General features: G+C 47.9%; 19 protein-coding genes. 15 read left to right on the top strand and 4 right to left on the bottom strand.

The window, feature by feature from the left end:
• Positions 1-18: 18 nt before the first annotated feature.
• Both UNITIG_RS05065 and UNITIG_RS05060 read right to left on the bottom strand, forming a co-directional pair.
• Positions 19-1,977: a pyrroloquinoline quinone-dependent dehydrogenase gene (locus UNITIG_RS05065; protein ID WP_101757417.1), complete on the bottom strand. Its 1,959-nt coding sequence runs from the start codon at positions 1,975-1,977 to the stop codon at positions 19-21.
• A gap of 33 nt (positions 1,978-2,010) precedes the next feature.
• Positions 2,011-2,787: an SDR family oxidoreductase gene (locus UNITIG_RS05060; RefSeq protein WP_101757416.1), complete on the bottom strand. Its 777-nt coding sequence runs from the start codon at positions 2,785-2,787 to the stop codon at positions 2,011-2,013.
• Between the two features lie 250 nt (positions 2,788-3,037).
• Here UNITIG_RS05060 and npdG point away from each other — a divergent pair, with 250 nt between their 5' ends.
• From npdG to UNITIG_RS05020, 8 genes are all read left to right on the top strand, one after another.
• Complete coding sequence (gene npdG, locus UNITIG_RS05055) at positions 3,038-3,721, top strand: NADPH-dependent F420 reductase (protein WP_101759191.1); 684 nt, start codon at positions 3,038-3,040, stop codon at positions 3,719-3,721.
• 44 nt (positions 3,722-3,765) lie between these two features.
• A complete protein-coding gene (gene cofE, locus UNITIG_RS05050; RefSeq protein WP_235015268.1) occupies positions 3,766-4,521 on the top strand; it encodes a coenzyme F420-0:L-glutamate ligase in 756 nt (251 codons plus the stop codon).
• Positions 4,522-4,603: 82 nt separating this feature from the next.
• Positions 4,604-5,599, top strand: coding sequence for a 2-phospho-L-lactate transferase (gene cofD / locus UNITIG_RS05045; protein WP_101757414.1), 996 nt, complete (start codon positions 4,604-4,606; stop codon positions 5,597-5,599).
• Positions 5,599-8,784, top strand: coding sequence for a 5-amino-6-(D-ribitylamino)uracil--L-tyrosine 4-hydroxyphenyl transferase CofH (cofH, locus tag UNITIG_RS05040; protein WP_101757413.1), 3,186 nt, complete (start codon positions 5,599-5,601; stop codon positions 8,782-8,784). The genes cofD and cofH overlap by 1 nt, the downstream gene beginning before the upstream one ends.
• A 139-nt stretch (positions 8,785-8,923) precedes the next feature.
• The gene (locus UNITIG_RS05035; protein WP_145999095.1) at positions 8,924-10,132 is read left to right on the top strand and encodes a hypothetical protein; all 1,209 of its coding nucleotides are present in this window, start codon (positions 8,924-8,926) and stop codon (positions 10,130-10,132) included.
• A 17-nt stretch (positions 10,133-10,149) separates the two neighbouring features.
• On the top strand, positions 10,150-10,329 hold the full coding sequence (locus tag UNITIG_RS05030) for a hypothetical protein (protein ID WP_101757411.1): 180 nt from the start codon (positions 10,150-10,152) through the stop codon (positions 10,327-10,329).
• A gap of 10 nt (positions 10,330-10,339) precedes the next feature.
• Complete coding sequence (locus UNITIG_RS05025; protein ID WP_235015267.1) at positions 10,340-10,780, top strand: phosphate ABC transporter substrate-binding protein; 441 nt, start codon at positions 10,340-10,342, stop codon at positions 10,778-10,780.
• Between the two features lie 64 nt (positions 10,781-10,844).
• Positions 10,845-11,741: a DUF6279 family lipoprotein gene (locus tag UNITIG_RS05020; RefSeq protein WP_101757410.1), complete on the top strand. Its 897-nt coding sequence runs from the start codon at positions 10,845-10,847 to the stop codon at positions 11,739-11,741.
• A 66-nt stretch (positions 11,742-11,807) separates the two neighbouring features.
• Here UNITIG_RS05020 and UNITIG_RS05015 read toward each other — a convergent pair whose 3' ends face one another.
• A complete protein-coding gene (locus tag UNITIG_RS05015; protein WP_101757409.1) occupies positions 11,808-12,506 on the bottom strand; it encodes a TetR/AcrR family transcriptional regulator in 699 nt (232 codons plus the stop codon).
• Between the two features lie 251 nt (positions 12,507-12,757).
• On the opposite strand from UNITIG_RS05015, the gene UNITIG_RS05010 reads away from it, so the two are divergent.
• From UNITIG_RS05010 to UNITIG_RS05000, 3 genes are all read left to right on the top strand, one after another.
• Positions 12,758-15,064, top strand: a complete 2,307-nt coding sequence (locus UNITIG_RS05010) for a TonB-dependent receptor (protein ID WP_159931093.1) — start codon at positions 12,758-12,760, stop codon at positions 15,062-15,064.
• Between the two features lie 232 nt (positions 15,065-15,296).
• A complete protein-coding gene (locus UNITIG_RS05005; RefSeq protein WP_101757407.1) occupies positions 15,297-16,733 on the top strand; it encodes a carotenoid oxygenase family protein in 1,437 nt (478 codons plus the stop codon).
• A 51-nt stretch (positions 16,734-16,784) separates the two neighbouring features.
• The gene (locus UNITIG_RS05000; protein WP_101757406.1) at positions 16,785-17,198 is read left to right on the top strand and encodes a GFA family protein; all 414 of its coding nucleotides are present in this window, start codon (positions 16,785-16,787) and stop codon (positions 17,196-17,198) included.
• Positions 17,199-17,207: 9 nt separating this feature from the next.
• Here the strand turns inward: UNITIG_RS05000 and mltF are convergent, their stop codons facing one another.
• A complete protein-coding gene (mltF, locus tag UNITIG_RS04995; RefSeq protein ID WP_101757405.1) occupies positions 17,208-18,647 on the bottom strand; it encodes a membrane-bound lytic murein transglycosylase MltF in 1,440 nt (479 codons plus the stop codon).
• An 84-nt stretch (positions 18,648-18,731) separates the two neighbouring features.
• Here mltF and UNITIG_RS04990 point away from each other — a divergent pair, with 84 nt between their 5' ends.
• From UNITIG_RS04990 to secD, 4 genes are all read left to right on the top strand, one after another.
• Positions 18,732-19,064 (top strand): hypothetical protein, encoded by a 333-nt coding sequence (locus tag UNITIG_RS04990; protein ID WP_101757404.1) that lies wholly within the window; start codon positions 18,732-18,734, stop codon positions 19,062-19,064.
• 14 nt (positions 19,065-19,078) lie between these two features.
• Positions 19,079-19,834, top strand: coding sequence for a serine hydrolase (locus tag UNITIG_RS04985; protein WP_101757403.1), 756 nt, complete (start codon positions 19,079-19,081; stop codon positions 19,832-19,834).
• Positions 19,835-20,045: 211 nt separating this feature from the next.
• The gene (gene purL, locus UNITIG_RS04980) at positions 20,046-23,942 is read left to right on the top strand and encodes a phosphoribosylformylglycinamidine synthase (protein ID WP_101757402.1); all 3,897 of its coding nucleotides are present in this window, start codon (positions 20,046-20,048) and stop codon (positions 23,940-23,942) included.
• A gap of 194 nt (positions 23,943-24,136) precedes the next feature.
• Positions 24,137-26,005 carry a protein translocase subunit SecD gene (gene secD, locus UNITIG_RS04975; protein WP_101757401.1) on the top strand — a complete coding sequence of 623 codons (1,869 nt, stop codon included), beginning with the start codon at positions 24,137-24,139 and terminating at the stop codon, positions 26,003-26,005.
• Positions 26,006-26,028 lie beyond the last annotated feature (23 nt).

Raw genomic sequence — 26,028 nt, 5'->3', positions numbered from 1 at the left:
CTCATTCGCTAGCGGCAGTTAATCAGGCAGTGCAAAGGCCAGTAGCCAGTCTCCCGGTTTTGACCAGCCATGTCCTCCCGCAGCGACCACCACATATTGTTTGCCATCCTTGTTGATTCGATAGGTTAATGGGTTGGCGTTGGCAGTGGTGGGTATACGGTATTTCCAAACTTCCTCACCGGTTTTGGTATTAAATGCGCGGAAATATTTATCCGCTGTCGCCCCGATAAACACTAACCCTCCTGCAGTCGTGACCGAACCTCCGATGTTTGGCGTACCCCAATTAAACCAGAGTGGGAAGGGCGCTAGATCCCGGGTAGTGCCTAGCGGTACTCGCCAAATGACCTCGCCACTCTTCAAATCGACTGCAGCAAACGAGCCCCAGGGTCTTGGGTTGCAGGGCGTCCCCAAACTGGACATCAAGGGAAAGCGCTTGGCGCCATAGGGGGTGCCGGTCATTGCAAAATATTCGTCGGGGTATTTGGTTTGCGGGTTGCGGGCATCAAACTCTTCACGCTTGATCATTTGTACCACGGCGGCCATGTGCATTTGATTGACAAACATCAGTCCATTTTCGGCGTCGACGGAGACGCTGCCCCAATTAATGCCGCCCACAGTTGACGGGTACAGCACGCTGCCTTCAAAGCTGGGGGGTGTAAACAGGCCCTCAGAGCGGTACTTGCTTAACTCTTCCCGACACGATTGTTGATCAAACCATACGATATTACTGACATTGTCGTGGTTCAGTTGAGCGGGTAAATGCAGTGGTTTAGGGTGCGTTGGGAAGGGTTGAGTGGCGGAGAGTTGTTCACCGGGGACGCCATTTTGCGGAACAGGTCGTTCTTCTACCGGATAGAGTGGCTCTCCGGTTTCGCGGTCTAATAAAAAGATATGACCCATTTTTGTGGGTTGTAGAACGCCAGCTTTGCCCTCAGCGACGCCAGGTAGCTGAAACAAGACCGGTTGCGATGCAACATCATAATCCCATAAGTCGTGATGGACGGTTTGGAAATTCCATACCCGTTTGCCGTTAGTAATATCCAGAGCTACCACCGATGAGCCAAACTCATCAATACCATCGCGATGGCCGCCGTAAAGATCGGGGGAGGGATTGCCGGTGGGGACGTATATCAGTCCGCGCTGATAATCCCCAGACATTGGCGCCCACACATTCGGCGTCCCCTGTAGATATTCGACGCTGCCATCGGTTTGACGGTGGCGCTGTTTGTAGTTTTCACTGACCGGCTCCCAGGCCCAGCGCAAACTACCACTGCGGATATCAAAGGCGCGGACGACGCCACTGGGGGCATCGGTGCGATTATTGTCGGGCACCAGCGCACCTATCACTACGGTGTCGTTCATCACAATGGGGGGGGAGGTCGGGTAATACTCCCAGGGTTCTGACTGGCTGATCCCCTCCCGTAAAGCCACCCGCCCTTGATTGCCAAAACCCGCACAGGGCTTGCCGCTATCGGCATCGAGAGCGATCAACTCGGCATCACGGGTGCCGTAGACGATACGCTTACTGCAGGCTTGGTCGCTAGCGGATTCTGCTTGCCAGTAGGAGACGCCACGACACACGGCGGGGTAGTAGCCGCCTTTTTTATTCTGCACTTTGGGGTCAAATACCCAGAGTTCCTCGCCGCTGATAGGGTCTAGTGCAAATACCCGGCCAAAGGGCGTGCAGTAGTAGAGTGTGTTGTTAGTGACAATCGGGGTGACTTGCATCGAGGTGAACGCCCATTCGCCAGAGCCGTCGGCGAAGTCTCCCGAGTTATGGCTCCACGCCAGTGTTAGTTGATCGACGTTATTGAGATCGATTTGATTCAACGGCGAATAGCGGTTGGCTTGTTCATTGCCTCCAAAGGATGACCACTCGGCAGTGGGGCCATCGAAATCAATGACCGGATTGCTGCTGATGCGACAGCCACTTATAAGCATAAAAGTGAGTAGCAGTAATGATACAGCGATACGCATAGGTATTCCTTGGGGTGTAAAAATGACAATGGCTTACTTGTCAGTGTTAGCCGCATCCAAAAATGCCGGTTTTTCGCCGCCACCATGTACGGTAACGGTTGAACCACTGATATAGCTTGATAGTGAGCTGGATAAGAACAGGCAGGCATCACCAATGTCTTTGGGCTCGGCCATCCGTCCCAGAGGGATAGTGTCACCTACCGCTGCGATACCGTCTTCATCACCATAATGCAGATGGGATTGCTCGGTACGAATCAGCCCGGCAATCACACTATTGATCCGGACTTTGGGTGCCCACTCCACTGCTAAGGATGTGGCTAAGTTGACGAGGCCGGCTTTGGCGGCACCGTATGCTGCAGTGCCAGGCGAGGGGCGGATAGCACTGACACTGGCGATATTGACGATAGTTCCGCCCTCGGCTTGCTGCTGCATGACTGCATTGGCGGCCTGGCAAAAGTTCAGCGGCGCAAGCAAGTTGAGGCGGATAATAGATTCCGAGAAGCGTGGGGAAGCGGTCGCGGCATCGGTCATTGGCGCCCCACCGGCGTTGTTCACTAATACATCCAGCCGACCAAACTTCTCAACAGCGAAATCGACACAGGCCTGTATTTGCTCTACGTCTTTGACGTCCACTGTGGTAAAGATGGCCTGTTTGTTACCGGCTTGGGGTAGCTCTTCTGGGGCATTACGCCCGCAAATAATGACATCGGCACCGGCGGCGAGAAAGCGCTGGCTAATACCTTTGCCAACACCTTTGCCGCCACCAGTGACGATGACGACTTTGCCGCTGAAATCCAATTGCTTATCCATAATTTACCTTTTGTACGTTGCAACATTCTAAAGGCCTTTATTATAGAGTTTGAGCGTCAAAAAGCATGGTTTAAATGGACGAGATTACCGATGTTTAAGTCAGTATAAGCCTTCACAGTCGTTGGGCTTTGCTGCACAATGCCGCTGGCCTGAAATGTTGTCAGTGTTGGCTGTTTTGGCTATTGCTGCTACTGACGTGTCCCCGTTTAATGATCGAGCGGTTTGTTCTAAGAGAGAGATTTTATTAGTTATGAGTGATTCTTTAGCGGTTATTGCAATTTTGGGAGGTACCGGTGATTTAGGTACCGGTTTGGCACGGCGCTGGGCGCAGGCAGGCTATCAAGTCATTATCGGCTCGCGCACTGAAGATAAAGCCGTGGCAGCAGCCGCAGATTTGAAGGCGGTCATGCAGGCGCGTGGCATCGACGGCGTTAATGTGCGGGCGATGGAAAATTTGGCGGCTGCTGAAGCGGCGGACATTTGCGCAATGACGGTGCCCTTTGCGCATCAAACGGGTACCCTCGAATTAGTGAAAGAGGCGCTAAAAGGCAAAATTTTAATTGATGTCACTGTGCCGCTGGTACCGCCCAAGGTCGCGCGGGTGCAACTGCCCGAGCAGGGTTCTGCCGGTCAAATTGCCCAGCAGATTTTAGGTGAGGACGTTCAAGTTGTTTCAGCGTTTCAGAATGTCGCCGCCCATCATTTGCAAGAAGGCCAGGGTCTGAGTTGTGATGTGATCGTCTGCGGTGATAAAAAAGATGCACGCGCTAAAGTGATTGAGTTAGTTGAAGCTGCAGGCATGCGCGGTTTTCATGGCGGCAGCATTGCAAACTCGGCGGCGACAGAGGCATTAACCTCGGTGCTGATTTTTATCAACAAGCAATACGGTTGTCATGCCGGTATCAGTATTACTGGTTTGGATGACAAGGCGTAATGTTATTCTGACTTCTGCTTTAAATTTGTCGTGATATGAATTCAATGACGTTAACAGCGCTACCGGATTTCCCCATGGTTGAGCCCGGGGATAATTTGCTGGAGCAGATACTGCTTTCACTAACGCGTGCGGGCTTGTCGTTACAAGACAATGATGTGTTGGTATTAGCGCAAAAAATTGTGTCCAAAGCAGAAAACCGCTATGGCTATCTGAATCAGGTAAGCCCAAGCGAAGAAGCTATCGTGTTGGCACAGCAAGTGGATAAAGATCCCCGCATTATCGAGTTAATATTATCCGAATCCAATGAAGTTGTTCGACAGCGCCCCGGCGTGGTTGTGGTTGAGCATCGGCTTGGCTATGTTCATGCTAATGCCGGTATTGATAAGTCCAATATTGAATCTAATCCAGACAATCCCCGGGTCTTATTATTGCCTCTGGATTCTGACAAGAGCGCACAGCAACTGCGCGCACAAATTAAAGCCCAAACAGGCCGCTCGACGTTTGTCATTATCAATGACAGTGCGGGCCGTGCCTGGCGCAATGGTACTGTCGGCATGGCGATTGGTACCGCCGGTTTTGAACCCTTGGTTGACATGGTGGGTGACCAGGATCTATTTAAAAAAGTATTAGAAGTGACAGAAGTCGCAGTGGCCGATGAGTTGGCTGCAGCGGCTTCTTTTTTGATGGGGCAGGCTGCAGAGGGCTGTCCAGTCGTGTTAATTCGTGGTGCTAATCTACGTTCGGCTGAAACCGGTTCAAGCAGTTTGATTCGTGAAAAATCGAAAGACCTTTTTCGCTAACGATCAAAGGCGGACTAATTTTTTACTATCGCTGTAAACAGATAACGCAATAATAATAGCTAGCAACGTGGTGCCTCCAGTAATGAATAAATCTAACAATATCGATAAGCCGAAAAAAATATTGGCTCTGTCTGGTGGTGTTGGTGGCGCCAAATTAGCACTTGGCTTGGCCAAGGTATTAGCTCCCGAGCAATTAACTATTGTTGCTAATACCGCTGATGATTTTACTCATTTGGGATTAACTATTTCTCCTGATCTGGATACAGTGATGTACACCCTCGCTGACTTAAATAACAAGGAGTTGGGTTGGGGTTTGGCCAACGAAAGTTGGCAGGCTATGGATGCTATGAGTGCATTAGGTGGTGATACCTGGTTTCGCTTGGGTGATCGTGATTTAGCGACGCACCTGGTGCGCAGCCAACAACTGGCCGCGGGGGAAAGTTTATCCTCAGTGACCACGTATTTATGTCATCGTTTGGGGGTTAAGCACACGCTATTGCCGATGACTGACGACCCGGTACGCACCCGGGTGAAAACGGCAGGCGGTGAGTTGGCATTTCAGGAATATTTTGTCCGCGAGCAATGCCGGCCAGCGGTGCAGGGTTTTTATTTTGCGGGGATTGACAGCGCACAGCCACAGCCGCAGTGGTTGGATTTATTGCAGAGCGAGGATCTGGCGGCGATTATTATTTGTCCCTCCAACCCTTTTGTCAGTGTCGACCCCATGTTGCAGTTGCCACAGGTGCGTGCTGCAATGAAGGCCAGTGCTGCACCGGTGATTGCTGTTTCGCCGATTGTGGCGGGTTTAGCGATAAAAGGTCCGGCTGCAAAAATGATGACAGAGCTCGCAATACCTGCGACTGCTACGGCGGTTGCCGCTTATTATGGTGATTTGCTGGATGGTTTTGTACTCGATCAATCGGATCAATCGTTACAGACAGAGATTGATCAATTGGGCTTAGCCACTAAAGTGGTGCCGACCATTATGAAAACATTGGACGATCGTATTGATCTGGCAACAGCAGTGCTATCCTTTGCTGATCAATTATTCACTGACTCTATTGCTGGAAAACACTAATGTTGTGGGCCTTATTGCCATTAAAAGATTTTGTTAACGCCAAGCAGCGCTTATCCGGTGTGCTGGCAGCACACGAGCGTAGACATTTATTTCACACTATGGTGGAGGATGTGCTGGATGTATTGTCCGTTCATCCGGCTATTGATCATGTGGTTATTGTCTCTGATGATCCCAGTGCGGAATTGTTGGCAGAGCATTACGGTGTCAGCTGCTGGGATGAAAGTTCGCTGCTGGCGTCGGCAGATAATACTAAAGGTTTGTCTGCGGTGACGGATGCGGCTGCTGGTAAAATACAGCAGCAGGGCGTTGATTCCTTGTTAGTTATTCACGGTGATTTGCCGCTAATTAATGCCACCGAAATACAGCAGTTAATTGATCAACATCAGGCGTCGTTATCTCCCTGTATGACTATTGCCCCCGATACGGTAAAAGAGGGGAGTAATTGTCTTATCGTGTCTCCGCCGGCGGCGTTGAACTTCCAATATGGCGCCTACAGTTTTCAAAAACATTGCGAGCAAGCACAGCAAAAAAAAATGGCTGTTAATATCCTGACGTTAACGGGAGCAGCAGCTGATATTGATAACCCTGAAGATCTGATTTTACTCTGTCAGGAAACCGATAAAACAAAACATACGCTGCGTTATCTGCAAGAAAGTGGCATCGCTAATCGAGTTATCGCAATGATGACTGCCACTAATATTTCAACGGCTGAAAATAAAAATATGACTGCGTTATTGAACCAGGTCCATGCTGGTACGATGTTGACTAATCAGCAAGCGTTGTCATTGGCAGATGACATGTTTGCTGGCGAAGAAACTACTCAGCAGTTAATGACTGCAGCCAGTGCTATACGCGACCAAGGGTTCCGCAATGTTGTGACTTATTCGCGAAAAGTCTTTATTCCGTTAACTCATTTATGTCGTGATGTTTGTCACTATTGTACTTTTGCGCAAACACCAAAACATATTCCATCGCCGTATATGAAGGTTGAAGACGTATTGGCTTCAGTCAGAGCAGGTGCCGAGCAAGGGTGTAAGGAAGCGCTATTCACCTTGGGTGAGAAGCCTGAGCTGCGTTACAGTGCGGCACGTAATGCTTTGGCGGAAATGGGTTTTGACTCGACGCTGGATTATGTCGCTCATGTCGCCAAAATTGTGTTTGAAGAAACTGGCGTGTTGCCCCATATCAATGCTGGCTGCATGACAGAAGAGGAAATCGCCAAGCTGCGGCCAGTATCGGCCTCTATGGGAATTATGCTGGAGTCCGCATCTAGCCGCTTATGCGAAAAAGGTATGCCGCATTATGGTTCGCCTGACAAAGACCCGGCGGTACGTTTGCAAACGATCGCGCGCGCAGGAGTGGCAAATGTACCTTTTACTTCAGGTATTTTAATTGGCATCGGTGAAACCCGGCGTGAACGTATTGAATCATTATTGGCATTGCGCGATTTGCATCACCAGTATGGTCATTTGCAAGAAATTATCGTGCAAAATTTTCGCGCCAAGGACAATACCAAAATGTCGCAGGCACCGGAGCCTGATCTCAATGAATTACTGTGGACTATTGCGGTAACCCGAATTATTTTTGGGCCGGACATGAGTATTCAGGCGCCACCTAACTTAAGCCCCGGAGTGCTGCCGAAACTGGTTTACTCAGGTATTAATGACTGGGGTGGCGTATCGCCAATTACCCCTGATTATGTGAACCCGGAAGCACCTTGGCCGCACCTTGAACAGTTAGCAAAAGAAACGGCAGTCAGTGGCAAATATCTGCATGAGCGGTTAACGATTTATCCGGCTTACGCCATTGAAGGCAAGCGCTGGCTGGATTCTGCTCTGCAGACGGCAGTTTTGCAGATGATTGATACCGAAGGTTTTCCTCGAGTTGATGACTGGTCACCGGGGGAGGTCATTGCGCCACCAGCAGAAATTGTCGAGCAATTATCCGCATCCACACTTAATCATGTATCCGCAGAAATCAAACAAATTGTTGCGCGTGCCCGGGCCAGTGAGGCGTTAACAGAGGCGGATGTGGTGCGGTTGTTTCAGGCTCGCGGTGAAGATTTTTCTTATGTGTGTCAACAAGCTGATCAATTCCGTCAGCAGTTGAATGGCGATACCGTTTCGTACGTGGTCACCCGCAATATTAATTACACCAATATTTGCTATTTCAAGTGCCAGTTTTGTGCGTTTTCAAAAGGTAAGCTCAGCGAAAATTTACGCGGGCGCCCTTATGATTTAGGGCATCAGGAAATCGAACGCCGCTGTGTTGAGGCTTGGCAGCGCGGAGCTACAGAAGTATGTATGCAGGGTGGGATTCATCCTGAATATACTGGTGCAACGTATATCGATATTTTACATGCAGTTAAAACTGTAACGCCGGATATGCATGTACATGCATTTTCTCCGTTGGAAGTATGGCAGGGTGCCGCCACCTTAAAGATTTCTGTGGCAGAATTTTTGCAGCAATTAAAGCAAGCCGGTTTGAATTCTTTGCCGGGCACCGCTGCTGAAATTTTGGATGATGAAGTTCGAGCGGATTTGTGTCCGGATAAGATCAATACCGGGCAGTGGTTATCGGTAATGACTGATGCTCATGAACAAGGGTTTAAAACCACCGCCACTATTATGTATGGCCATATTGAAAAGTTACCTCATTGGGCCCGGCATTTATTACAGCTGCGCGAATTGCAGCAAAAAACCAGCGGTTTCACCGAGTTTGTACCACTGCCATTTGTGCATATGGAGGCGCCGCTGTATCTCAAGGGTAGGGCGCGCAAAGGCCCTACTTTCCGTGAAGCTATTTTGATGCATGCAGTCGCGCGGTTGGTGTTGTCTCCTTTTATTCAGAATATTCAAACCTCCTGGGTGAAAATGGGGGAGCAGGGAATTGTCTCGTGTTTACAGGCCGGCGCTAATGATCTAGGCGGTACTTTGATGAATGAGACTATCACGCGTGCAGCGGGTGCTGATCACGGTCAGGAGTGTTCGCCAGTGGAAATGCAGCGCTTAATAGCTCTGGCTGGTCGTCAATATCGACAGCGTTCAACTGTTTATGGTCCAGTGCCTGCGGAACGAATTGAGGCCGCGGTTAATGCCCTGCCGTTAGCGGAGGTGGTGAACACACCGGTAAAAAAATATGATCGAAAACAGGGGGGGCGCATAGAACTTATTGCTAACGCCTAGCCCTGAGGCAGCTGTCACAAAACCATTGCATATCAACTCTAGATGGGGCATAGTTTCGGCGAAAAGAGGTGCCTAATGTTCAATTGTTGGTCGCCGGTTTTTTATCAAAATTATAAAAATAGATAGCTTGGGGGAATACATGCATAGAGTCTTAAGGCTCTTCGCAATTGCAATGGTGTTGGCGGTTAATTCATCAGCGAATGCGTTGACTGATGAAGACATCGAGCGTCGCTTTCTGCAGCTTGAACAAGAAAATAATACCCTCAGAAAAAAGCTTGAGCAGGTTGAATCACTGCTTAAGCAACAAGGTATAGATCCTTCCTCTCCGCTGATTGAACAGCGCATTACTGCCAACGAAAAAAGCAAGCTTGAAGTCGCCAGACGTATGGATCGATTTGAACAATCTGCTGGTCAGGACCGTGACCGAATTAAAATCAATGGTTTTTTGTCTGCAGGTTTCACCACTAATGATGAAAGTGGGGGCTTAAAGCATCGGCCATATGATTTTAATATGGGTTCTGATTTTGAGTCGGATGCAGTGCTTGGTGTGCAAATGAATTTTCGCATCAATGATCAGGCTAAAGTGGTGACTCAAATTGTGGCCAATGGCTGGGATGGCTGGGATGCCGATATTGGCTGGGCCTATTTAGCGTACGAGCTTGATCAACATTGGGAAGTGCGTGCTGGTCGTATGCGGTTGCCCATTTACCTTTTTTCAGAATCTTTGGATGTGGGGTATACCTATCCATGGGTGCGACCGCCACTGAGTCTTTATATTACCGAAATCAGTGATTACGATGGATTTGATGTCACTTATCGCTTTAACGATGGTCAAATGAATCACCGGGTTTCGGCTTACTATGGTGGTTATGCCTTTGAAGAAAAGAGTGTCAATTTAGATGCAAAAGTTGAAGGTGATGATGTACTAGGGCTTAACTGGACAACTTACTGGCAGGATTGGACTTTTCGCCTTGCTTATACCCATCTACGCACTACGGCGAGTTTCAAGCAGCAGGATTTTAATCGTCTAGGGGGTAATTTTGGTGTTATTGATACCGACGCCCTGGTGCCGGGTTCAACCGTCACTACTGGAGACTCGATATTTTTTGAGGGACAGTTGTCAGAAAATATCGATTATTACACTTATGGGGCTGCCTATGACGATGGCGATTGGTTAGCGATTCTGGAAGTTTCAGTTCAGGACGTCAGTGAAGGAAATTTTATCGGTGATGAAGTGTTGGGGGTATTGACGCTTGGTCATCGTTTCGATAAATGGATGCCTTACGGCGGTTATGGTCGCGAGTATTATAAAGATGCTCTGCCCCGGATAATTTATTTGCCCGGGTAAAAGACCGAGATTACAAATTGAATTTTGTCGGTTTGCGTTATGATATCACCCCGGGTATTGCAGCGAAGTTGGAGTGGAATCACTTTTATGATTTTAAAGGCACGTCGGGGCCCTTTGAAAGTCCTGACGCTTTCGTTAGTGGTGAGAGTTTTGATGCGGTAGATGTGTACACCTTTTTAATTGACGCTGTGTTTTAAGGGGGGGGAAATGATGTTATTTAAATTTCACCCTCGGCAAACAACATTGTTCGGTTTGATTTTATTATTTGCTTGTTCCACATTGATGGCTGATGTTGCTGTCATTGTGCACCCTGACTCGGCTGTGACGGCTATCACGCAGCGTGAAGCGATTGATGTTTTTCTTGGTAAGACGCGGCAGTTGCGCAATGGTACTCGATTAATTCCCCTGGATCAGCAAGCGGGAAGCTCGGTGCGGGATGAGTTTTATCGGCTCGCCGCCAATAAATCAGCTTCACAGTTAAAAGCCTATTGGGCGCGGCAAGTTTTCACTGGTCAGGGTGAGCCACCAATGTCTATTATGGATAATAGTGAGGTGAAGTTATTAGTTTCGCAAAATCCCAATATGATCGGTTATATTGATGCCCAATTGGTTGACGCCTCTGTCAAAGCTGTTTTATTGGTGAAATAATCACATCTACTTTTGATTTCTGTACGTAAAAGAGTGGCAATTAGTAACTCTATAGAGATCTGTTATGGCCTTTATACACTCTGTTTTTTCCCGCTTGACTGCAGTCGTCAGTTCGCCAATAGCCAAGCGTATTCAAGTTCTCAGCTTGGTGTTGTTAGCGTCGATATTTGTCACTTCTTGCACAGCTAAAGCGTCTTACCGTTTTCTTGATTGGGTCGTAGCTTGGTCAGTGGATGATTACGTGGACTGGGATAGGTCGCAGCAGGTGGATTTTGATCAGCGCGTACAGGTGCTATTGGCCTGGCATCACGCTGAGCTAGTGCCACAGTATGCGGGTTTGCTGCGACAGTTACATGAGGATGTACAGCAACCCCTGGTTAGAGAGCTGTTGGTACAGCGCGTTGACCAAACAGAGGTGCTGTTCACGCAGTTACTAACCAGAGTGCAGCCAGATGCGGTGGCCTTGCTGTCCAGTTTAAGTGATAAACAAGTGTTGGACGTTGAGAAGAATTTAGCATCGGCGGTCGAAAAGCTGGAAAAGAAATATTTACAAGAGAGTGCGGACCAGCAATCCAGTCGCAGGATTAAATCTGTTAAAAAGTTTGCTACGAGTATGTTAGGAAAGCTCAGCAAAGAACAGTTGGGGATGATAGCAACTTGGGAACAGCAGGTATCGGGAAGCGAGCTTTGGCTCGAAAGCAGAAAACGCTGGAATACAAAGTTTATGCAGGCATTAAACTCGAGGGCGGAGCCTGGATTTTCTCAGCAAATACATCAGCTGTTCGTTGAGCCACAAAGCTTATGGAGTGCGGAGTACCAGCAGGTGTCTACTGACAATATGAATCACGGCATAGATTTGGCCATTGCCTTTCAGCAAAGTTTGTCTGAAAAACAACAGCAGCATTTGCTGGATGAGTTGGAGCAATGGTTAAAAACTATTGAAGAGTTACCGGCGTGGTGATCCTGAAATACACAGTAATTATGGGCTACTTAAAGGGCGAAGCCTAAAATTGTTATAGAGCTTTGATTATTCTGATTCGTTAAAAAATTGGGATATTTCCGTGTTGCCATCATCGTTGACGATTTGTTCTATGCAGAGCGTCAGATAATGCAATTGGCGTTCAATAAATTGCTCTCGATTAGCTGCAGTTTGCCATTGCACCCGAATCAGCCCTTCCAGTACTACCCGGCTTGTATCGATGATAAAAAATAGCCGTTCACCTTTTCCTTCCCAATCACTGAATAAGCGTAATACCGATTGGCGACCTATCTGATCAAAATTTTTGATTGATCTGTCCAGTGAGTCCTTAAGTTCAGGGTCAGTTCTGGCGGTCATGGTAAGTTCTTGGTAGACCAGATTGAGGTCACTATTAAGATAATTCCAAAAGGCATCGAGCCGCGCACGAATAAGCGCCCGGCCGCTACCGTGAAGTGCTTCAGGGATAAGCGAAATATTCTCCAGATACTCCTCTAGTAATTTTTGATGCAGATACTCAATGGCTGCTTGAATCAGCTCTTTTTTAGAATCGAAGTGGTGACGCATTGCGCCCCGTGATATGCCAGCCATATCTGCGACTTGAGTGGTAGAGAGCTTGTTATACCCGAGTTTAATAAAGCCGCTGATAGTCGCGTCCAGGATTCGATCTCTGGTTAAAGCGCTTTTTTGTGCTTGCCAATTTAGCGCGATCTCGGGGCTCTCGTCTGGCATTACTTTTGTGGGTGACATTGGGTCACGTTCCTTCTAATGGCGAATAATTGTCTGCTGGAGTCCGCCGCGAGGGTACCGGAAAGGCGATGCCCAGTCAAAAAAGCCAGAAATGGCTAAAAAAAACCGCCATGACTGTTTATATTTTTTTTATTCGGTTTAGACTCTGTTTTCTGCTGTTAAGTCTTTACAAAAATAAGGGCAGCGATGCAAATAAAGCTCTGCATTTCTGCTATTCAGTCGGTTCAATAAGAGGTATGAGAAAACTAAAAATGAAAAACTCTAATCCATTATTCAAACTTAAAACTCTGGCTCTAGCCTGTGCTGCTGCACTGCCTGTTGCCTCTGTGCCGCTCGCTGTTCAGGCTCAGGAACAACAAATTCAGTTAGAAGAGGTGATTGTTACCGCTCGAAAACGACAGGAATCCTTGCAGGATGTACCGGTTACCGTAACCGCGATTGGCAGGCAGTTGCAGAATTCAGCCGTGCAAAACCTGAAAGATTTGCAGAACTTTGTGCCTAATGTATCGATAGATTCGACTCCAGCCAGTACTTCTGCGTCTATTTCAATTCGGGGTATCAGTTTTCAGGAGCCGGATAAGAGTCTTGATCCACCCGTTGGCGTGATTCTGGATGGTGTTTATATCGGTACCGCTGCGGGCCAGATTCTGAATAATTTTGATATTGAGCGTATTGAAGTATTGCGCGGGCCACAGGGTACCTTATTTGGCAAAAATACGATTGGTGGTGCGATCAATGTCATTCGTACCGCACCTACTAAAGAGTTTGGCGGTAAGGTACAGCTGGGAGTAGGTGATTGGGACAAGCAGGAAATTAAAGCGGTAATTAACACCCCGCTCACAGATACGGGTGGTCTAAAACTGTATGCCAATAAGTCCGAGCATGACGGCTATATGGAAAATGACGTGGCTGATACGGATGTTGGTGTCGTTGATTTTCAGCAGCTAGGTGCCACTGTGGCTTTTGATATTACCGATAGCTTTAATGTTGCTCTTACCGTTGAGCGTATCGAAGATGATTCTGACTGGGGTGCCTGGTCAAATTTCAATGATGCTACGACAGTGCCTTGTTTACTTTCTGGTGGCGCAGTTTGTTTCGGTACCGACCCAAACAGCGGCGAAGATAATAGTTCAATGAATGCACCTAACAGTGCAGAAGTGACTAATGATTTTGTCAGCTTAACGATGAACTGGTTGATTGGTGATTGGCAGCTAACCTCGATTACCGGGACCGTTGATCGCGAAGAGGATGCACGTTTAGAGTATGACTCCAGTAGCGTGGAGTTTCTTTATATATTGAGTGCCAGTGAGTATGAACAATTCAGTCAGGAGTTTCGTATCAATGGCAATATCAATGACAATATGAATGTAACGGCGGGGTTGTACTACTGGGATTCAGAATATAAGCAGACCCAAACCGGCTTCGATATGTGGTTCTATATTCCGATTGACCTTGGCTTTGGTGCTGGCGAAGAGTTTCTTTTTGGTGCTGATGGTATGTCACCTATCCCGCAAATTGGTTTCCCCGGTTGGGCACCACTGCCACCTGGTGATGTGACACAGACACTCAATAATAAAGGTACCAATACAGCATATTCTGCATTTGCCAGTCTGGATTGGAAGTTAACTGATCAGTTGACATTGAATTTGGGTGGTCGTTACACCGACGAGGAAAAAACGTATGCCGCCGGTAATGCAGGGTGGGTGTCCGCTTCGCAGCCCTTAGTGAACTTGTTTTTTGCGGATGGTGAGGTGCAGACATTTAAAGACGATTGGCAGGAATTCTCTCCGCGAGTAGCGTTGCAATACACCTTAACCGATGATCTGATGTTCTTTGGTTCTTATGCAAAAGGCTTTAAGAGTGGCGGTTATTTTGCCCGTTCGACACAGGTTGATGGTAACGCTTTTGACCCGGAAACAGTTGAGACTATTGAACTGGGTATGAAAAGTGAGTGGCTCGATAAGCGTTTACGTTTAAATGTTACTGCCTTCATGAGTGACTACAAAGATAAGCAGGAAGAAGTTCTTATCCAGGAGCAGTTATCGGCTAATACGGTTGTGCGTAATGCCTCGGATGTTGAAATACAAGGTCTTGAGTTGGAGTTGACGGCACAGGTGAGCAGCGGCTTAGGTGTCTATATGAATGTCGGTTATCTCGATAGTGAGTATTCCGATTTTGTCGCTGATATCAGTGGTGATGGTATTGCCACTGATAATTCCGGTTTACAACTTCGTAATGCCCCCGAAAAAACGATTGCTGTTGGCGCAGATTATGTGACAGATGTGAGCGTTGGCGAATTGGGTCTTCACTATAACTACCGCTGGGCTGATGAGTACCAAACGGTATTTAGAAATCACCCTTTAGGTAAAGTGGATTCGCAAGGCATACACAATGCGAGTGCTGATTTAAGGTTCAAGGAAAACTATAAGTTAAGTATTTATGGACGTAATTTAACCGATGAGCGTTATGCGCGGGTAGTTATCATCCCTGGGTTTACTCATTTTGGTCAGTACAATGCTCCGCGTAACTACGGTGTAGAGTTAACCTACGAGTTCTAGTGAGGGTGTGGTTAATATTTTTAACCGCATAAGTTTCAATCAGGGCGTCAGATGTTTTTTGTCACTACTGGTGTCCCGCTAGAACTTAACCGGTTTGTTAAATACACGCTGCTGCTATCGCCGCGTTTTTATTTCTCACCTCGCGAGAGGTTTCTCTTGTTACCGCCCATCAATTGATAGGCGGTAACTTTTTCTAGATATTAAATCAAATTCAATACGGAGCATTTTGCTGATGACGACCCGCCCTGAAATGGATTTGCTGCGGTTTCCTTATTTACAGGGAAACTATGCGCCAGTGTTAGAAGAGTCGACTTTAAATGAGGGCGAAGGGGAGCTTCGTGTAGAAGGAACCATCCCTGCTAATATCACCGGGGCCTTTATGCGCAATGGCCCCAATGTCGCATGGCAGCCCGATCATTATGTCTACCCTGTTGACGGGGACGGAATGATTCATGCTATTTATATCAAAGATGGTCGGGTTCATTATCGTAACCGTTGGGTGCAGACCCAATCGTTTAAAATAGAGGCGCAATTTCAACGCGCATGTTGGGGCAGCCACGGCAAACCGCATCTCATTGATAAAGAGGTCATTGCTGCGGGTGGCTCGCCTAACCCGCTGAAAAATCCGGCAAATACCAATGTGCTTTTTCACGGTGATAAATTATTTGCGCTATTCGAGGCCGGCTTTCCTCATCTATTGAATAGTGATTTAACAACTGTCGGTGAATACGACTATGATGGTTTGTTGCAAGCAGGTGACGGACTCACTGCACATCCTAAAATTTGCAGTCGAAACGGCGATCTTATTTCCAATACTCAAACGTTTTCTGCACCGTATTTTACCGTACAGATTTTTGATAAATCCGGTCGTCATAAACGCTCAATACCCATTCATGGTATGCACCGGCGGGCAATGATTCACGATATGCAAATTTGCGGCGATTATATTGTCGGCTTTTTTGCGCCTGCATTTCCGGATATTGAAGCGGCAATGAGAGGTGAAAATCCTTTTGTTTGGGAGGCCGATAGAGCGACCCGTATTTTTGTAGTTCACCGCGAAGCGGGCGAGCCGCTATGGTTCGAGGCCCCCACTTTTTTTAGCTGGCATTTTTGCAATGGTTTTCAAAGTGGCGAGAACTTGTATATCGATTATGTCTGGATGGACAGCATGCCGGTGTCTAATGATTTGGGAACAGGTGTGGAAGCACAAATGCGCAATATGCACCGACTGACTCTGAACTTAAAGACACAGACGTTAAGTGATGAAAAATTGGGGACAACCTATTGTGAATTTCCCCGGGCGGATAGCCGTCGTTGCGGTCAGTCCTATCGTTATGGTTTTGCGGCTGCGTCTACCCAAAGTTGGGCTGACGATCCCAATCATGGTTATAACGCTACCATAGCCTACGATATGGATAGTGGCCATTCTCAGTTATGGGATTATGGCGTGGGTGCAAATGCGGGTGAGCCTGTGCATGTTCCCAGCCCTGATAGTGCGAAGGAAGAAGATGGTTATTTGATGTGTTATGTCAATAGTCCTGAAGAAGGTGCTTATTTATCAATTTTAAGTGCTGGTGATTTAACGCGGGGGCCGCTAGCAAAAATTAGTATTCCGGTGCGGGTTCCAAATGGTTTTCATGCCAACTGGATGAATGGAATGACGCTTTAGTGGCTGTCGATTGCTACCATTTACTGTGTATATAGTGTTAAAGGAGTTCCTATGTCAAAAATGACAGGTGCCTGCTTATGCGGGCAGGTTAAATATCACTGTGCTGCTGAGCCCATTATGACGGCGGTATGCCATTGCCGCAATTGTCAGCGCCAATCGGGAACGGCTTTTTCTATCATCATTGGTGTGCCTGCGAAGTCGGTTGTTTTTGAGGGTAAAGACAATGTTGCTGAATATATGGACAAGGGCGAGAGTGGCGGCGTTGTGCGTCGGCAATTTTGCCGCAACTGCGGTTCTCCGCTTTTATCAATTGTAGAGAGTGCGCCGGATCTCGAAATAATAAAAGCCGGTACTCTGGATGATCACTCCTGGCTTAAACCTACTATGCATTTTTGGTGTGACAGCGCGCAACCTTGGGTACAGATAGAAGATGCTATACCGCGATTTGCACGCAGTCCTTCCTGATAGATGTTTTTACAGCGCTTGAAAATTTTGGCGCAAACTTTCCGGTAGATACTGTTCAACTTGTTGCGGTGGTGGGGTTCTGGCTTTAGACCTGTCTACCCAGGTTAGTAAATTATAATAATGCCGAATGTTATGAACATAGCCCACCGGTTCATCTCCTCTGGCGTAGCCATATTTGGTATTTTTATACCAGCTGCGCTTTCTTAGCAGCGGCAAACTGTCTTTTACATCAGCCCATTTGTCGGCATCGCCACCGCGTTGTTGGGTGATGATTCTTGCATCTTCCAAATGCCCCAATCCTACATTGTATGCAGCCAGTGCAAACCAGCTACGATCCGGTTCCGCCACTCGGTCAGGGATTCGGTTGTGAATTTTATTAAAATAGCGGGCGCCACCACGAAGACTTTGTTCGGCATCGAGCCGGTTTTTGATCCCCATTTCTTTGGCGGTGGGCAGTGTTAGCATCATAATGCCACGCACGCCGGTCGGCGATCTTGCTTTTGGGTTCCAATAGGATTCCTGATAGCTAATGGCGGCCAATAGACGCCAGTCAATATGGTATTCCTCTGCCACTTGTTGAATTAAATCGCGGTATTTGGGAAGTCGTCTTTCCATTGCTTGGCTAAAGGTGAGAGAACCAATGGTATCCACTTGTTTGCTGTGGGCATAGAAACGCTCTTCCAGATGCCTAAGCCTGCCATCTTTAGTTATTTTTTCAAAAAACTTTTCCAGTTGCTGATTGAGCCCTGGCGTAATGTTGTTACCGGGAATAGCCCAGGCAAGTTGTCCCGGCTCTCCAATTTCAAAGCCAATTTTTAAGCGTGGATAAAACCCACGGTTGGCTAGATATTCATTGGAGTCGAGAATGGTGTAGTCAATTTCGGCGTCAGCTAGTAGTTCCAGTAAGTCGATAGTTTCAACATCGGTAGCGCTGCGCCAATGTAAATCCGGGTACTGTAGCTGTGCTGTCTGCAGGATTTCATCGTGGCTGCTATTGGCCATGATGGTAATTTTTTTCCCAACTAAATCATTAATGCTGCGCGGTTTAATCTGATCGGCGCGATAAAGGACGTATTGTTTTACCTCCATATAACCAGGGGAAAAATTTAATCGCTTTAACCGCTCTGCGGTGACAGTGAGACCGGCAGCAGCCAGGTGAGCTTCATTATTTTCGAGTGCGGTAAAAATATCTTCAAGGCTATGGGCAACAGTCAGTTCCAATTCCACATCCAAATAATCGGCAAATAAATGGGCCAGTTCAAATTCAAATCCGGTAGGACCGCTACGATCTTCGAAGTAAGTGGTAGGGCCGTTGCGAGTGATCACTTTTAAGCTGCCGCTTTGTTTGATGGGTTGAGCTTGATCGGTTTTTGTGCAGCCAGCCAGAAGCGCCAGTAACAGTACCGGGAGTAGAAGGCTAAGGGGTATTAATTGGCGGATGCTTTGCATGGTTACCTGAGTTGGTTCGCGAAGCTTAATTCTATATGCTGTGCCATCTGACTTCTTGTAAATAATGGCGAAATTCTTCTCAAAATGACAATTATAAAACGTGTTTTTATCGCTGCACTATTGCTGATTTTTGTTCATTTAAATGTGAGTTATTGGCAAGACCCCATATTCTGGCGGCGCTGGTGGGATCTGGTGACGCATTTGGATCCCGCGTATATGAATTATAAACCGGTTGAGACGGTCGCCAGTACTGAGCCATTTATTATCCCGGAGGCGAAACAGAGCACGATTGCGGCGGGGGCGTTGGATCAGGCGCAAGCGTATGCCAGGGAATTTGATTCCTTTGCTTTGCTGGTCATACATCGGGTCAAATTCAGCGCGAGTGGTATAACGAGGGCTGGGATAGTGATCGTTTAACGCAGTCGCAGTCCATGCATAAAACAGTGGTGGCATTGCTAGTAGGTGTCGCTATTGCTGACGGTGCGATTGGCTCGGTCGACGATAAGGTGGTGCGTTATTTTCCCGAGTGGGCAGCTGACTCCCGTGGTGCTATCACTATCCGTGATTTATTGACCATGAGCAGTGGTCTGGAGCAATATCCTTTTAGCCTCAACCCGTTTGCGGGCAAGAGTGCCTTCCGGTTTTTGTTCGCGGGTGATCGTGAGCGAGTGGCGCTGACCACCGTGCAGCGCTGGCAACCGCAAGCAACATATGATTACAACGATATCAATGCGCAATTATTAGGGTTGCTATTGGAGCGTGCTACCGGCATGCGTTACCGGGATTATCTACAAGAAAAATTATGGCAGCCGATGGGCGGACAAGCGGCGCAAGTATGGTTGGATCATGAGCAGGGCTTGGCAATGACGGCCTGTTGTTTATTGGCACCTGCTCAGGATTGGGCGCGGATCGGTCTGTTGATGAAAAATGGCGGTGAGCTCAATGGCAAGCAGATTATTCCTCGTGATTGGATCACAGCTATGCTGACGCCATCCACATTGAATAGCAGTTATGGGTATTTCACATGGCTGGGGAAAGACTTAAAAGCGTTTGCAGACCAAAAGATAGCCGATAAACCCGGCGCATATGAATATTGGCAATCAGAGGCCTTTGCCGTAGACGACCTTTTTTATTGTTGGGCTATAGCGGGCAGCGGGTTTATGTCTCCGTTGAACATGATTTGGTAGTCGTCAGGCTGGGGCCATTTGCCGGATATCAGGCACTAAAACCCGGTTGGGACAATGCGCGCCTGGTGAATACCATCATCCGTGGCATTGAACCGCCGGATACGGCAAATTAAAACGGCTGCGGGCTTAAGTCTGCGGTCAACTTCCAGTAGAATAACGGCCTTGTTACCACCTATGTATCTAACCCTTTCTCAAAAGGCTCTTTAGTAAAATGCTAATTACCCGTGGCGCACCGGCGCTGTCTGATTTCCGGTTGCAAAAGTTGCTTTCCTCCCTGCAAACATCAATTTCTGATTTAACCGCAATCGCGGCGGAGTTTGTGCATTTTTCCGAGCTGCAGTCAGGGGCTGAATTATCTGAAGAGCAACAGCAAGTATTAGAGCAGTTACTGCAATATGGCCCCAAAGCTGAGGCGGTTGATGCCAGCGGTGAGTTGTTGTTAGTGGTACCCAGGGCCGGCACGATATCGCCCTGGTCCAGCAAAGCGACAGATATTGCGCATAATGCGGGTCTGACATTGATTAATCGTATTGAGCGCGGGGTGGCCTACTACGTTAGTGCCGATAAGCCGCTAACCGGGGAACAGCAACAGACGATTATTGGCGCTATCCACGATCGCATGGTCGAAATGGTGTTAACGGATATGGCGGCGGCCGAGCAGCTATTTCGTCACGAACAACCGGCACCCATGACGCTGGTAGATATATTATCGGGCGGACGCGCGGCCTTGGTCGATGCCAACACGGAGCTGGGTTTAGCGCTGGCAGAAGATGAAATTGATTATCTGGTGACAAGTTTTACCGACCTTGGGCGGAATCCCTCCGATGTTGAATTGATGATGTTTGCGCAGGCTAATTCTGAGCACTGTCGCCATAAAATTTTTAATGCCAGCTGGACCATCGATGGCGAAGAACAATCCCATTCTTTATTTAAAATGATTCGCAATACGCATGAGCTGGGTGGTGAAGGCGTGTTGTCGGCTTACTCTGACAATGCGGCCGTGGTTACAGGTAGCCACGCTGGTCGTTTTTACCCGGATCCGGAAAGCCACACTTACCGTTATCATCAGGAAGATATTCATTTACTGATGAAGGTAGAAACGCATAACCATCCCACTGCGATATCGCCTTTTTCAGGTGCAGGCACGGGCTCTGGTGGAGAAATTCGTGATGAAGGCGCAGTGGGTCGTGGCTCGAAACCGAAAGTCGGTCTTACTGGTTTTTCCGTATCCAACTTACAGATTGATGGCTATCACCACCCCTGGGAATTAAATTACGGCAAACCCGACCGTATTGTTACTGCGCTGGATATTATGATTGAGGGCCCCATTGGTGGTGCCGCTTTTAATAATGAATTTGGTCGTCCCAATTTGAATGGTTATTTTCGTACCTATGAAGAAACGCTGAATGGCGCTGCGGGTATCGAACGTCGTGGTTACCACAAGCCGATTATGATTGCGGGTGGTTATGGCAACATCAAAGCCGAACATGTCGACAAGCCGGAATTTGCGGCCGGTTGTCACTTGATTGCTTTGGGTGGCCCTGCCATGTTGATTGGTTTGGGGGGCGGGGCCGCGTCCAGCATGACATCGGGAAGCTCCAGCGAAGATCTGGATTTTGCTTCGGTGCAGCGACAAAATCCCGAGATGGAGCGCCGCTGTCAGGAAGTGATTGACCGCTGTTGGGCGATGAGTGATCACAACCCAATCGCCTTTATTCACGATGTCGGTGCCGGTGGTTTATCTAACGCGTTTCCTGAGCTGGTAAAAGACGGTAACCGTGGCGGTAATTTTGAGTTACGTAATGTGCCTAATGATGAACCTGGTATGTCGCCATTGGCAATTTGGTGTAACGAATCCCAAGAGCGTTATGTGTTAGCGGTGAAACCAGAAGATCTGGCAATGTTTACCGCTATTTGTGAACGTGAGCGTTGTCCTTTTGCGGTTGTCGGTGAAGCCACGGATGAAAAACATCTGCGCTTGGGTGACAGTCATTTCGAAAATAATCCTGTGGATTTACCTATGTCGGTGTTGTTTGGTAAACCACCAAAAATGCACCGTGACATCGAGCGTAAAAAATATAATAAACCGCCATTTAAAACCGCAAGAATCGAATTAAACGATGCAGTAGAGCGTATTTTGCAACTGCCCACCGTCGCCAGTAAAAACTTTTTGATTACCATTGGTGATCGCTCAATCACCGGAATGGTGACCCGTGATCAGATGGTGGGACCCTGGCAGGTACCTGTTGCTGATTGTGCCGTCACTACCGTGGCCTATGATTCCTATTGCGGTGAAGCGATGGCGATGGGCGAACGCACCCCGATGGCTTTGATTGATGCGCCGGCTTCAGGTCGCATGGCCGTGGCTGAGGCGCTGACGAATATTGCGGCCAGTCGAATTGCAAAATTATCTGATGTGCGTTTATCCGCTAACTGGATGTGTGCGGCGGGGCATGAGGGCGAGGACGAGAAGCTTTATGATACGGTCAAGGCGGTAGGTATGGAGTTGTGTCCCGCGTTGGGTATCACTATTCCAGTGGGTAAAGATTCCATGTCGATGCGCACGGCCTGGCAGGAGAATGGCAAAGATAAATCGGTGACTGCACCGATGTCTTTAATTATCACCGCCTTTGCTCCGGTTCAGGATGTACGTAAAACGGTAACCCCGCAGTTGCGTGAAGATCAGGGTAACTCGGATATTCTGTTAGTGGATTTGGGCTTCGGTCAAAACCGGATCGGCGCGAGCTGTTTGGCGCAGGTGTACAACCAAATTGGTAATCAAGCAGCCGATGTTGATAGTCCGGAAGTATTGAAAGGTTTTTTCAATGCCATTCAACAATTGCTGGAAGAAGAAAAATTACTGGCCTATCACGACCGCTCTGATGGTGGTTTATTAGCCACCTTGATGGAAATGAGCTTTGCTGGTCACTGCGGTATTGATATCAATATTGGTGAGCTAGGTGCTGATGCTATTGCCGTTTTGTTCAGTGAAGAATTAGGCGCGGCTATTCAGATTCGCAGCAGCGATAACGCGGCGGTGATGGCTGTATTTGCCGAGCATGGTTTAGCGGCGGCGGTGACTGCCATTGGTTCGGTAAATCACGATGATAAAGTTCGTATCGTTAACGGCACAACGTTATTGTTAGAGAATGATCGCAGTTATTATCAGCGCATGTGGAGTGAAACCAGTTATCGCATCCAGGCCTTGCGCGATAACCCTGAGTGCGCACAGCAAGAGTTTGATGGCTTGCTGGCAGATAATCCCGGCTTGTCGGTACAGCTGAGCTTTGATCAAAACGAAGATATCGCTGCGCCAATGATTAATAAAGGTGCTCGTCCCCGTGCGGCGATTTTACGTGAGCAGGGGGTTAATGGTCAGCTGGAAATGGCCGCGGCTTTTGATCGCGCGGGTTTTGATGCTGTCGATGTCCATATGAGTGATATTCTCGCTGGTCGGGTGGAACTGGATCAATTTAAAGCCTTGGCTGCCTGTGGCGGTTTTTCCTATGGTGATGTTCTGGGAGCGGGTGAAGGTTGGGCAAAAACGATTTTGTTTAATAGTCGCGCGCGGGATCAATTCCAACAGTATTTCCAGCGTGAAGATACCTTTAGCTTAGGTGTGTGTAACGGCTGCCAGATGATGTCGAATCTAAAATCGTTAATACCTGGTGCTGAGCATTGGCCGCGATTTGTGCGCAATTTGTCCGAGCAATTTGAAGCGCGGGTTGCGCTGGTGCAAGTGCCGGAGTCTCCGTCTATCCTTTTTCAGGGAATGGCGGGCTCACATATGCCGGTGGCTATTGCTCATGGTGAAGGCCGTGCTGAGTTTACTGACGCTGCACACCAGCAGGCTATGGCTGATAGTGGCAAGGTGGCATTGCAATACATCGATAATCATTTGCACATTACCGAACAATATCCGGCTAATCCTAATGGTTCGCCAGCGGGTATCAGTGGCGTCAGTAGCGCCGATGGCCGTGTCACTATCATGATGCCGCACCCCGAGCGGGTATTTAGGGCGGTACAGAATTCCTGGCAGCCTGAAGGTTGGGCCGAGGATGGTGCCTGGATGCGATTATTCCGTAATGGTCGTCATTGGCTGGGTTAATAACGTGCAGTCAAACAAATAACAGCGGATGCATTGTATTTTTGGCAATTGACCACATATAACGGTGAGTTAAATACTATATAATGCCCAGCTGCAATAAGTGGTCAATAAAACAGCAGTAATTATTCAGTGGTGTACTAGTTAATCCTTGCATCATAGCTAAAGAACTTTAGATAGAATCTGACGGAATCTCTATGTTGAATCAATACCCTCTTTGGAAATACCTTTTGGTGCTGTTTATTATCAGTATCGGTTTTATCTATGCTGCGCCCAATTTGTATGCCCCTGATCCCGCTGTGCAGATCTCAGGTGAAAACAGCGCCATGATCATCGACGAAAAAGCCCTGGATATTTTGGGTGATGCGCTGACTGAAGCCAATATTGAGTTTTTTGGGGCAGAGATAGGCGAAAAAGGCAGCAGCGGACTGATTCGACTAAAGGATCGTGAGCAGCAATTACCAGCGCAAAAAATTATTCAGCGAGCTTTAGGTGATGGTTACATTGTGGCGCTAAATCTAGCGTCAACCACGCCTGAATGGTTGCAGGCATGGGGTGCCGAACCAATGAAGTTAGGTCTGGATTTGAGTGGTGGCGTGCACTTTTTGTTAGAAGTGGATACTGCGTCAGCGGTTGCAAAACGTATGGACGTTTATACCAATGGTATCAAGCGGGTATTACGAGAAGATAAGATTCGCGGTTTTATTAAACTTCAGGATGACGGCCGTATAGCTGGTAAGTTTAAAACCAGCGAGTTGCGTGCTGCAGCAAAAAGTAAAATTCGTTCTGAGTACGGAGAGCTGGTGCGTGAAGAAGTTGACGCTGAAGATGGTTTTTATCTGTATTTAACGTTGGCGGACTTCACGGCTAAAGAAATAGAAGATTATGCCGTTGGTCAAAACTTGACGACCCTGCGTAACCGAGTGAATGAATTAGGTGTGGCTGAACCTTTAGTGCAGCGTCAAGGTCGCAATCGTATTGTAGTTGAGTTGCCTGGTATTCAGGATACCGCCGAGGCAAAACGAATTTTAGGTAAAACAGCAAATCTGGAGTTTCGTTTGGAAGCCAAGTTTGATGCACCTAACTCGGCTAAAGAAGAATTTAAATTCCGCAATCCTGATCGCGGTCAGAATACGGCCTTTTTAGAACGGGATATCGTAATTACCGGTGAAAGTGTGGCCGGCGCATCCGCTGGTTTTGACGCCCAGAGTAGTCAGCCACAGGTTAATATTAATTTGGATAGCGATGGTGGTGCGTTAATGCACCGGGTGACACGCAATAATATCCAGCGGCGTTTAGGGGTGTTATTTATTGAGCGTAAAAGTCGTACCCGCTACGAAACCAATGCTGACGGCGAAGAAGTCGCTATTAAAGTGCCTTACAATGAAGAGCGAATCATTAGCTTAGCCACGATTCAGGATGCGCTGGGTGTACGCTTTCGTATTACCGGTTTGGACAATCCCGCTGAAGCCTCGGAGTTGGCGCTGTTATTACGCGCCGGTGCACTGGCTGCGCCTATCGATTTTGTTGAAGAGCGCACGGTAGGGCCATCATTGGGCGCAGAAAATATACGGCTTGGGGTGATATCAGTACAGCTAGGCTTAGCCTTGGTCGCAGTATTTATGGTGTTTTACTACCGGTTGTTCGGTGTTGCAGCGGTGACTGGTTTGGCGGCTAATATGATTTTGCTGATCGCCTTGATGTCGATTTTATCGGCAACGCTCACCATGCCTGGTATCGCAGGGATCGTATTAACAGTGGGTATGGCGGTAGATGCCAATGTGCTTATTTTCTCCCGAATAAAAGAAGAATTGAAAAATCGGATGTCGCCGCAGCAAGCGATAAATGCGGGTTATGACCGAGCTTTTGTCACCATTATGGATGCCAACATAACAACCTTGTTAGTAGCCCTTATCTTGTATGCAGTTGGTGCTGGTCCGGTAAGAGGTTTTGCCGTGACTCTCGGTTTAGGGATTTTAACGTCCATGTTTACCGCTATTGTCGGCTCACGGGCAATGATTAATTTGGTCTACGGTGGCCGAAAAATTACCAAGCTTTCTATTTAATTCATCGGTAAAACGAAGCAGCT

The organism is Oceanicoccus sp. KOV_DT_Chl, assembly GCF_900120175.1.
Classification (GTDB): Bacteria; Pseudomonadota; Gammaproteobacteria; order Pseudomonadales; family Dasaniaceae; genus Oceanicoccus.
This window is presented reverse-complemented; position numbering and strand designations above follow the sequence as displayed.